8 protein-coding genes are annotated in these 8,629 nt (G+C 40.6%); 6 read left to right on the top strand and 2 right to left on the bottom strand.

Features of this window, described 5'->3' with window-relative positions; translation table 11 throughout:
* From carB to RYP29_RS07420, 3 genes are all read left to right on the top strand, one after another.
* Nucleotides 1-1,937 (top strand): carbamoyl-phosphate synthase large subunit (gene carB, locus RYP29_RS07430; protein ID WP_311532840.1); only part of this gene is annotated, 1,937 nt, incomplete at its 5' end.
* Nucleotides 1,938-1,941: 4 nt separating this feature from the next.
* Entirely contained in the window at nt 1,942-2,709 is a 768-nt protein-coding gene (locus RYP29_RS07425; protein WP_311532837.1) for a dihydroorotate dehydrogenase electron transfer subunit, read from the top strand.
* Nucleotides 2,709-3,659 (top strand): dihydroorotate dehydrogenase, encoded by a 951-nt coding sequence (locus RYP29_RS07420; RefSeq protein WP_038125204.1) that lies wholly within the window; start codon nt 2,709-2,711, stop codon nt 3,657-3,659. Before RYP29_RS07425 ends, RYP29_RS07420 begins: the two co-directional genes overlap by 1 nt.
* An 89-nt stretch (nt 3,660-3,748) precedes the next feature.
* Here the strand turns inward: RYP29_RS07420 and RYP29_RS07415 are convergent, their stop codons facing one another.
* Nucleotides 3,749-4,639, bottom strand: a complete 891-nt coding sequence (locus RYP29_RS07415) for a LysR family transcriptional regulator (protein WP_016476625.1) — start codon at nt 4,637-4,639, stop codon at nt 3,749-3,751.
* A 190-nt stretch (nt 4,640-4,829) separates the two neighbouring features.
* On the opposite strand from RYP29_RS07415, the gene RYP29_RS07410 reads away from it, so the two are divergent.
* A complete protein-coding gene (locus RYP29_RS07410) occupies nt 4,830-5,018 on the top strand; it encodes a hypothetical protein (RefSeq protein ID WP_016476626.1) in 189 nt (62 codons plus the stop codon).
* A 28-nt stretch (nt 5,019-5,046) separates the two neighbouring features.
* Here the strand turns inward: RYP29_RS07410 and RYP29_RS07405 are convergent, their stop codons facing one another.
* Nucleotides 5,047-5,697, bottom strand: a complete 651-nt coding sequence (locus RYP29_RS07405; RefSeq protein ID WP_311532833.1) for a YigZ family protein — start codon at nt 5,695-5,697, stop codon at nt 5,047-5,049.
* A gap of 339 nt (nt 5,698-6,036) precedes the next feature.
* Between RYP29_RS07405 and RYP29_RS07400 the strand changes: the two genes are divergently transcribed.
* Together RYP29_RS07400 and RYP29_RS07395 are read left to right on the top strand one after the other, a co-directional pair.
* Nucleotides 6,037-8,211: a heavy metal translocating P-type ATPase gene (locus RYP29_RS07400; protein WP_311532831.1), complete on the top strand. Its 2,175-nt coding sequence runs from the start codon at nt 6,037-6,039 to the stop codon at nt 8,209-8,211.
* Between the two features lie 165 nt (nt 8,212-8,376).
* Nucleotides 8,377-8,629 (top strand): ECF transporter S component (locus tag RYP29_RS07395; RefSeq protein WP_311532829.1); only part of this gene is annotated, 253 nt, incomplete at its 3' end.

The following is an 8,629-nucleotide window of genomic DNA, read 5'->3' as shown; positions in this document are numbered from 1 at the left end:
TACATTTAGTAGATGATGAACGTATCTACGTTGTGGCTGAAGCACTTCGCAAGGGAATTAGTGTAGAAAAAATCCACTACATTACTAAAATCGATACATTCTTCATTGAAAAAATCAAGAATATCGTCAATGTAGAAAAAACGTTAACTGAACATGGTTTGACTCAAGATGTATTGCGTCTAGCTAAACGTTATTCCTTCCCTGATACTGTTATTGCGCGCTATGCGAATACAACGGCAGAAGACGTAAAGGTGAAACGCAAAGAATGGAATATTCTTCCAACCTATAAATATGTAGATACATGTGCTGCAGAATTCGAATCTAAAACACCATACTACTATAGTGCTTATGCACAAGAAGACGAAGTTAAACCACTAGGTGAAAAATCCGTTGTAGTACTTGGTTCCGGTCCAATTCGTATCGGTCAAGGTGTAGAGTTTGACTACTGCTCTGTGCATTCCTCTTGGGCACTTCGTAAAGCGGGTTACCAATCCATTATGATCAATAATAACCCAGAAACAGTGTCCACAGACTTCGATATTTCTGATTCCTTGTACTTCGAACCATTAACAGTGGACGACGTTATGGAAATCATTGATAAAGAAAAACCAGCTGGCGTTATTGCTCAATTTGGTGGTCAAACAGCTATTAACTTGGCGGGCCCATTGGCTAAACGCGGTGTAAAAATTCTCGGTACATCCGTAGATAGTATCGACATGGCGGAAGACCGTGAACGTTTTGACGAATTATTGGCAAAACTTGGTATTCCTCGTCCAGTAGGTGCTCTTGTTACATCTGATGAAGAAGCGCAAGCAGCTGCTAAGAATTTAAAATACCCATTGATCGTTCGTCCTTCTTATGTATTGGGCGGTCGTGCCATGGAAATCGTATACAACGATAAAGAACTCGATGTATATATGAAGGAAGCCGTAGTAGCGTCCAAAGAACATCCAGTTCTTATCGACCGTTACATGGTTGGTATGGAGGTAGAGGTTGATGCTATTTCCGACGGTACCGACGTATGTATCCCTGGCATCATGGAACAAATCGAACGCGCCGGTGTTCACTCTGGTGACTCCATGGCAGTTTATCCAGCACAACATTTGAGCCAAGAAATTATCGATCAAATCGTAGATTATACACGTCGTATTGCAATTGGTCTTAATGTTAAGGGCGTTCTTAATATTCAATATATCGTGGCTGATGGCGAACTTAATGTAATTGAAGTTAACCCTCGTTCTAGCCGTACTGTACCATTTATTTCTAAGGTTACAGGTATCAATATGGTAGAATGTGCAACTCGAATTGCTCTTGGTGAAAGCTTAAAAGATTTAGGCTTACCTTTAGGACTTGTACCTAATAAACCATATGTGGCTGTAAAAGCACCGGTATTCTCCTTCTCCAAAATGGGCCTTGTAGAAATCGCTCTTGGACCTGAAATGAAATCTACTGGTGAAGTTATGGGTATTGGTCGTACCTATTCTGAAGCATTGTTTAAAGCTATCAATGGTGCCAACATGCGTATTCCAGAAGATGGTACAATCCTTATGACCGTAGCAGATCGCGATAAAGCAGAAGCTTGTGAACTTGCAAAAGGTTTCATCGACCTTGGCTATCACATCGAAGCGACTGGTGGTACAGGCAAATACTTCATCGAACATGGTGTTAATTGCAAGGTCGTTAATAAAATCCATGAAGGCGAAGACAACTGTGCTGACCACATTCGCCAAGATAAGGTGGATCTCGTACTTAATACATTGACAGCTGGTAAACGGCCTGAACGTGAAGGTTTCCAATTGCGCCGTCTCGCTGTAGAAATGGGTACACCATGCTTAACAAGTCTTGATACAGCTCGCGAAGTATTGCGCGTTGTAGCAAACCGTAAAGATGATGCTAACTACAATGTAGAAGCATTACAAGATTTTGAATTGGAGTAATACCATGAGTGGCTATGTAGAACAGGGCGAAGTCGTTCGCAATGAGCAAATAGGCTCTGATGTGTGGATTATGGATATTCACGCACCAAAACAAGCAGCAGAAGCAAAGGTAGGGCAGTTTTGTAATGTTCGCGTAGCGGACTCTACGGCGCCATTATTGCGTCGCCCTATTAGCTATGCTGGATTTGATGTACAAAAGGGTACGATTACCCTTTTGTACCGTGTCGTAGGTAAGGGGACGGATATTATGACTCGCCTCGTGCCTGGTGATACATTAGATTGTTTAGGCCCGTTGGGCGAACCATTTGTAACATCTGAGAATATGCTTCTCGTTGGCGGTGGCGTTGGTATTGCACCGATGCTTTGTATTGCGTCCCATTTACAAAAGGGTGAGTCTGCACACGTTATCTTGGGCTTTAGAAATGAAAGCGAAACCTTCTGGGCTGATTTGTTCAAGGATACAACTGTACAGGTTCATATCACAACAGATGATGGCAGTGTAGGTACAAAGGGGTTCCCAACAGCTATTATGCCTGAACTAATTAATTCTAATACATTCACTTCCGTTATGACTTGTGGCCCTACACCAATGATGAAAGGTGTGGCTCAAGTGGCTAAAGAGCTCAATGTACCTTGCCAAGTGTCCTTAGAAGAACGGATGGGCTGTGGTACAGGTGGTTGTTTAGGCTGTGCTTGTGATGGCGTAGGTGGTAAGCGCTATAAGGTTTGTAAAGATGGTCCTGTATTCCCAGCTGAGGAGGTGTTCTTTTAATGAGTGAACGCGATTTAAATAACACCGTTACACCAAACCCAAAACTCGCCATCGATTATTGCGGTATTAAGATGAAAAATCCTATTATCGCTGCATCTGGTACCTTTGGAAATGGTCCTGAATACGCTGGTTATCTAGACCTTAGTAATGAGGTGGGGGCTATCTCTGTGAAAGGATTAACGCCTAAAGGTCGTCATGGTAATCCTGGCCCTCGTATTGCAGAGACGCCATCTGGTGTATTGAACTGCATTGGCCTTGAGAATCCAGGGGCAGAGCATTTTGTTACGGATATTTTGCCAGAACTTAAGAAATATGATGTACCGTTACTAGCTAATATGTCTGCTGGTACAGTAGAGGAATTTGCTTGGATGGCAGAAACACTATCGGTGGATGGTATTGCAGGCCTTGAAGTCAATGTATCATGTCCAAATGTAGAGAGTGAAGGCATGGCATTTGGCGTAGACCCAAAGGTTGTTGAACAAGTAACTAAAGCGGTTCGTAAAGTAACCGATAAGCCGGTTATTGTAAAACTTTCACCAAATGTAACAGATATCGTGGAAATTGCAAAGGCTGTAGAAGCCGGTGGTGGTAATGGGGTCAGCCTCATTAATACATTGTTAGGCATGGCTATTGATATTCACCGTCGCAAACCATTGTTAGGTAATATTTATGGTGGTCTATCTGGTCCAGCAGTAAAACCTGTGGCGCTTCGCATGGTTCATCAAGTCTATAAAGGGGTTACTATTCCTATTATTGGCCTTGGTGGTATCATGAGTGGTACTGATGCTATCGAATTTATGATGGCCGGTGCTCAGGCCGTACAAGTTGGTACCGCTACGATGGTTGATCCAACCGCTATTTCTCGTATTGCTCGTGAAATGGGCGATTATGTGGAACGATATAATCTAAACAGTATTACTGATATTATTGGTGCCGTACATCAATCATAGTCGAGCTATAACAAAAGCAGGAATTGGCGATGCCAGTTCCTGCTTTTTCGCATATATGTAATTATTTCGTATCAATATTGGTAAATGTATTATACGTAGGCCTTATAGAAATCTATAAATTGTTGTGCCACTGGTGAAAGGGCATGCCCTTTTAAGGTAATGAATGCTTTCTTATAGTCACCAGAAAATTCAGGCAATTTAATGCGTGACATTTTGCGGTGATTTACCATTTCTTTGGCATCCATTGGGACCAGTGCCACCGTACGCCCGGATGATGCCCATTCAATAGCCGATGTTTTTGTAGTCGTAATAGCGCTCACATTTAGATGTTCCATATCTGTTAAGGATGATTGCATAATCATTCTTACGGACCCACCAGATAAGGAGAGGGGGCATTGTTTAATATCATCCCAGGTGATGGTATCGTGTTCGCGATCAGTCCAGAATACATCGCGTCTAAATAATGCGTATAGATGTTCCTCTTGGGTTAAGAGAATATCAAATTTATCAGTATCTACCATTTGGATATTAGCAATTCCAATTTCTGCACTGCCACTGATGAGCTGTTTTACGACATTAGTCATGAGCCCTTCGTAAATCTCAAAGTGTACAGATGGATATTTCATGGAAAATGCCGGCAAATATTGTTGTACGATAGGGGTGGAACGGGATGCGGAGGTAGCGATGCGCAGCGTACCTTCGATACGCGAGTTTAGCTGTTGTACTGCATTATACGTAGATTCTTCAATAGAACATAATTGCTGTGCTTTTTCATAAAAAATCTTACCTGCATCGGTAAGTTGTAAATTGGAACCTCGTTGACCTCGTTTAATATTGATGAGTTGAGCTCCAAATTCTGCCTCTAAATACTTTAGCTGCTTACTCAAAGCCGGTTGTGTAATGTGGAGAATTTCTGCAGCTTGTGTCATGTTTCCTGTTTGAACAAGGGTTATAAAATTGTGATAGTACGATGTGTCCATAAAATCCCCCTTTAATACACAAATCATAATAATTAAAATTTATAACTAATAAAGGAATAGTTATTTTACCTTTTAAGAAATGTCATATATACTATACACATCAAGAGAATTAAAGCATATAAAAAGTTGTTTTAATAATCTCATCAATATTTTTGATATAGTTGCAGTGACTAGGAAAGTGAGTACTACTATGGGCGTAGTAAAAAGAACATTAAGTAAAGCAATTCGTAATTGGGAAGCACGTAGATTAATGACAGCACATAATGCTGGTGTTAGTCGTAAAAAACAATTAGAACGCGTATGGCCACATCCATTGACAACTGAAAAACGTCATGAAATGAATCAAGGCCTTACTGGTTTAGTTCATAATGGCAACTAATTAGTTAGTGTACGAATTGATTGAACACTTAATCTAGTGGTAATACCACTTCGATAGCATCTAATACATTACAAGTAGCAGCTCCATGACTCATGTCTTGGAGCTCTTTTTGTATCCGTTCTATATCGATAGGTGGCACTAAAATCGTAAGATCTATTTTTTCTCCAAAGGTAGCCTCATAATGTAGTTGGGCATCTTGTAGATAGCGTTCTATTGTTCCATATAGTGCATAGTCAATAATCGCTTGTAATTGTGTTCTTGTGGTATGCAATTCCTTTGGTGCAAGACGCAATGTTTCAGCAACGGAGTGGGAGTATGCTCGGATTAATCCACCAGCCCCTAGTTTTATACCGCCAAAGTAGCGTGTTACCACAACGGCTACATTTGTAACACCTGTCTTTTTCAAGACTTCTAGCATAGGCTTTCCAGCAGTGCCCGATGGTTCACCATTATCGGACGAGCGTTGTTGTTCTTGCTTTGGTCCTAATGCGAAGGCCGTACAATTATGCCGAGCATCCCAAAACTCTTTATTGATACGGGCGATAAAAGATTGCGCATCCTCTTCGGTACTACATGGATATACGGTAGTGATAAATCTGGATTTCTCCACTACATATTCATGGCGGAATTCTTTGGCAATGGATATGAATTCCACGGTAGGGCTAGTTGTATCTGGCATTTCCTCACCTCCATTCTTATTTCTACCACTATAGTATTTATTCATCATCATCACTTTATTATAAGCTATTTATAAAGGTAATGTATAGATTATGAGCGATAATGTTTAATAATATATATATTTATTTACACAATATATAGCGATACAATCGTAATTATTAATTCCCTTACAGAAAAGGAATAACCCTCTAGTTTTAGTAGGATATTGACGAATTGAGAATCTATGTTATTATAAATAGTAGATATATGAGTATTAGTTCATGTGATAAATATTACAAATATACTGTATTTATCATATTTTATGAATCTCTGATTTGAATTATTTCGAAGGAAGTTATATATGAGTACAAAAAAACAAGAGTTTGACATTACGGGCATGCATTGTGCAGCCTGTGTAAAACGTGTTGAAAACGTCGTATCCAAGGTGGATGGCGTAGCTTCTGTAAAGGTTAACCTACTAACCCGTAAGGGGAGTGTAGAGTTTAAGGAGGGGGCTACTGTAGAACCACAACAAATTATCGATGCCATAACGAATATCGGTTTTGGTGCTACTGAAGCGGATGAAACGAAACAAGAAATAGAAAAGGTTAATTTAAAACCTCATATTACACGTCTTATCATTGCTGCTTGTATGGCTGTACCGATGATGATCAACATGACCTTACATCGTTTTGGTATCCAAGCATTGCCAGTATGGGTCGAATTTGTATTAGCCACTATCGCTCAATTTGGCCCGGGTCTCATGTTCTATAAGAGTGCATGGAGTGCCGTAAAGAATGGGGCTCTTACGATGGATGTCCTCGTTGTGATGGGTACGAGTGTGGCGTATTTGTTCAGTATTTACAATTGGCAGTTCCATCCAGAACTTGGTCCTCATGGTATTTACTTTGAAACCTCTGCATGGCTTATCACATTTATTCTTCTAGGTAAATTGTTAGAAGAGGTAGCCAAGGGGCGTACGTCTGAAGCGCTTCAAAAACTAATTGCTTTGCAACCGGCAACGGCTCATGTATTGCGAGATGGTGAATTTGTAGATATTCCTACCTCTAAGGTGGTAGCTGGCGATGTATTACAAGTGCGCGCCGGTGAAAAGATTCCTGTAGACGGTACTATTACAGAAGGTTACTCTACCGTTGATGAAGCTATGCTTACAGGTGAAAGCTTACCTGTAGAAAAACAAGTGGGCTCTGAGGTTATTGGGGCGACTATCAATTTAAGTGGTGCTTTCACAATGGAAGCAAAGCGTATTGGTAGCGACACGATGTTATCTCAAATTATCAAGGTCGTAGAGGAAGCTCAAACATCTAAAGCAAGCATTCAACGTATTGCGGATATTGTGGCTCAATACTTTGTACCAACTGTTATTGGTCTAGCTGTACTAACTGGTCTCGTGTGGTACTTTATTGTAGGCGATTCTATCAATGTAGCTCTCATTAATGCTACAGCAGTGCTTGTTATCGCTTGTCCTTGTGCGCTTGGCCTTGCTACACCGACATCCATCATGGTAGGTTCTGGCCTTGGCGCAGAGCATGGTGTTCTCATCAAGAGTGCGGAATATCTTGAAAAAGCTGGTAAACTCGATGCTATCGTTATGGATAAAACAGGCACCCTTACACAAGGCGTGCTCGATGTAACGGCTTTCAAAAACTATAGTGGTGATGAAAGTGTGAACATGTCCATCATGATGGCCCTTGAAAGCGGCACATCGCATCCGATTGCTAAGGCTATGGTTTATTATGGTGAAGATCATGGCTACAAGGGTAAGGCTGTTGAACTTGAAAGCTTTGGCGATGTACCGGGTAAAGGCTTGCAAGGTGCTTACCAAGGTGTATCTGTACAACTTGGTCATAGCCGTTGGATGAGTGAACTCGGTTATGATTTATCTAAGGTGCAAGATGATATTCAACATTTTGAAGAACAAGGTGCATCTGTATCTGTTCTCGCTGTAGATGGTGTTATCAGTGCATTGTGGGCTGTAGAAGATGAATTGCGTCCAGAAACAATTGATGTGGTTAAAGAGTTACGTTCTCAAGGTATCGATGTATGGATGCTTACCGGTGATAATCGACGTACTGCCCAATACATTGCTAAACAAGCGGGTATTACCCATGTTATTGCAGAAGTATTGCCTCAAGATAAGGCTAGCAAGGTAAAAGAATTGCAAGATAAAGGCCTTGTAGTTGGTATGGTTGGCGATGGTATCAACGATGCTCCAGCTCTTGTAACTGCAGATATCGGCTTTGCTATCGGCAGTGGTACAGATATTGCCGTAGAGGCAGCAGATATCGTTCTTGTAAGAAACGATTTACACACATTAGTACAAGCAGTACGCCTCAGTCGTAAGACGATGACCAATATTAAACAAAATTTATTCTGGGCATTGATCTTTAACTGTATCGGTATTCCATTGGCTGCCATTGGTGCATTAAATCCAATGATTGCGGGTACAGCGATGGCATTCAGTTCCGTTACAGTTGTAAGTAATTCTCTTCGCTTAAAACGCGCTAAGATTTAAGCAAAAATAAGTTATATTAATTTGATAAAGCACCTATGCAGTTGTATAGGTGCTTTGTTTTATTTGAATGGTATATTTAATTCCTATAAAGTTGGTATTTTTAAATTGTGTACGATTTGTTATACTGAGTATAGTCATTAATAATAGGACAAAAGGAGCTTGATTATGAAATTAAAAACTCGTGATATTGTATATATAGGTTTTATTGCTGCCTTATGTGCAGTAGCAACTACAATTCGCATTGAAATACCAGGTGGGGCCATGGTTCACTTAGGATCTGCTGCATTATTTACATCATCCATTCTTTTTGGCGGTTTATATGGTGGTTTAGGTGCGGCTATTGGTTCTGCATTATTTGACCTGTTTGGTGGACATACGCAATACATTGTATTCTCTTTCTTTATTAAAGGTATTGCAG

The organism is uncultured Veillonella sp. (assembly GCF_963534045.1).
GTDB lineage: Bacteria > Bacillota > Negativicutes > Veillonellales > Veillonellaceae > Veillonella.
This window is presented reverse-complemented; position numbering and strand designations above follow the sequence as displayed.